The sequence below is a fragment of the Ursidibacter maritimus genome, from assembly GCF_009761395.1.
GTDB lineage: Bacteria > Pseudomonadota > Gammaproteobacteria > Enterobacterales > Pasteurellaceae > Ursidibacter > Ursidibacter maritimus.
This window is the reverse complement of the sequence record NZ_LEKN01000033.1, coordinates 1-1,645: the sequence shown is the minus strand read 5'-3', so window position 1 is coordinate 1,645 and position 1,645 is coordinate 1. Positions and strand designations below refer to the sequence as shown.

At 49.4% G+C, this 1,645-nt stretch carries 2 rRNA genes; both read right to left on the bottom strand.

Annotated features, from left to right (window positions below):
* Position 1: 1 nt before the first annotated feature.
* Positions 2-117, bottom strand: a 5S ribosomal RNA gene (gene rrf / locus A1D26_RS05935).
* A gap of 177 nt (positions 118-294) precedes the next feature.
* Positions 295-1,645 (bottom strand): 23S ribosomal RNA (locus A1D26_RS05930); the annotation flags it as partial.

Genomic DNA, 1,645 nt, shown 5'->3' with positions numbered 1-1,645 from the left:
ACCCTGATGGTGCCCTACTCTCACATGGCGAATCACCACACTACCATCGGCGTTACTGCGTTTCACTTCTGAGTTCGGTATGGTGTCAGGTGGGACCACAGCACTACGGCCATCAGGAAAATCCTGTTCTATCTATTTCCAGATATCTTATCTGTCTTCGCTATCTTCTAGCTTCATTCTTCAAAATTATAAACAAGCTGTTACCTGAGCTATCTTCTCTTTTCTCTCTGAGCACCTTAGTCTCTATTCCTAGCTCTTCACTAGTCACATCCAACCCAAAACACTTTAGGTTGTATAGTTAAGCCTCTCGGGCAATTAGTATCTGTTAGCTCAACGTATCACTACGCTTACACACCAGACCTATCTACGTCGTAGTCTCCAACAACCCTTACAGTCTTATAGACTGGGATGACTCATCTCAAGGCAAGTTTCGTGCTTAGATGCTTTCAGCACTTATCTCTTCCGCATTTAGCTACCCAGCAGTGCCTCTGGCGAGACAACTGGAACACCAGTGATGCGTCCACTCCGGTCCTCTCGTACTAGGAGCAGCCCCTTTCAATCATCCAACGCCCACGGCAGATAGGGACCGAACTGTCTCACGACGTTCTAAACCCAGCTCGCGTACCACTTTAAATGGCGAACAGCCATACCCTTGGGACCTACTTCAGCCCCAGGATGTGATGAGCCGACATCGAGGTGCCAAACACCGCCGTCGATATGAACTCTTGGGCGGTATCAGCCTGTTATCCCCGGAGTACCTTTTATCCGTTGAGCGATGGCCCTTCCATTCAGAACCACCGGATCACTATGACCTGCTTTCGCACCTGCTCGACTTGTTGGTCTCGCAGTTAAGCTTGCTTCTACCATTGCACTAACCTCACGATGTCCGACCGTGATTAGCAAACCTTCGTGCTCCTCCGTTACTCTTTGGGAGGAGACCGCCCCAGTCAAACTACCCACCAGACACTGTCCGAGACCGCGTTTCGCAATCTTCGTTAGAACATCAAACGTTAAAGGGTGGTATTTCAAGGACGACTCCACAATGACTGGCGTCACTGTTTCATAGTCTCCCACCTATCCTACACATCAAAATTCAATGTTCAGTGTCAAGCTATAGTAAAGGTTCACGGGGTCTTTCCGTCTAGCCGCGGGTACACCGCATCTTCACGGCGATTTCAATTTCACTGAGTCTCGGGTGGAGACAGCCTGGCCATCATTATGCCATTCGTGCAGGTCGGAACTTACCCGACAAGGAATTTCGCTACCTTAGGACCGTTATAGTTACGGCCGCCGTTTACTGGGGCTTCGATCAGGAGCTTCTCTTTCGATAACACCATCAATTAACCTTCCAGCACCGGGCAGGCATCACACCCTATACGTCCACTTTCGTGTTTGCAGAGTGCTGTGTTTTTAATAAACAGTTGCAGCCAGCTGGTATCTTCGACTGGTTCAGCCTTCGGAGGTAAACTCCTACAACTTACGCCAGCGCACCTTCTCCCGAAGTTACGGTGCTATTTTGCCTAGTTCCTTCACCCGAGTTCTCTCAAGCGCCTGAGTATTCTCTACCTGACCACCTGTGTCGGTTTATAGTACGGTTTAGATAAACCTGAAGCTTAGTGGCTTTTCCTGGAAGCGTGGTATCGGT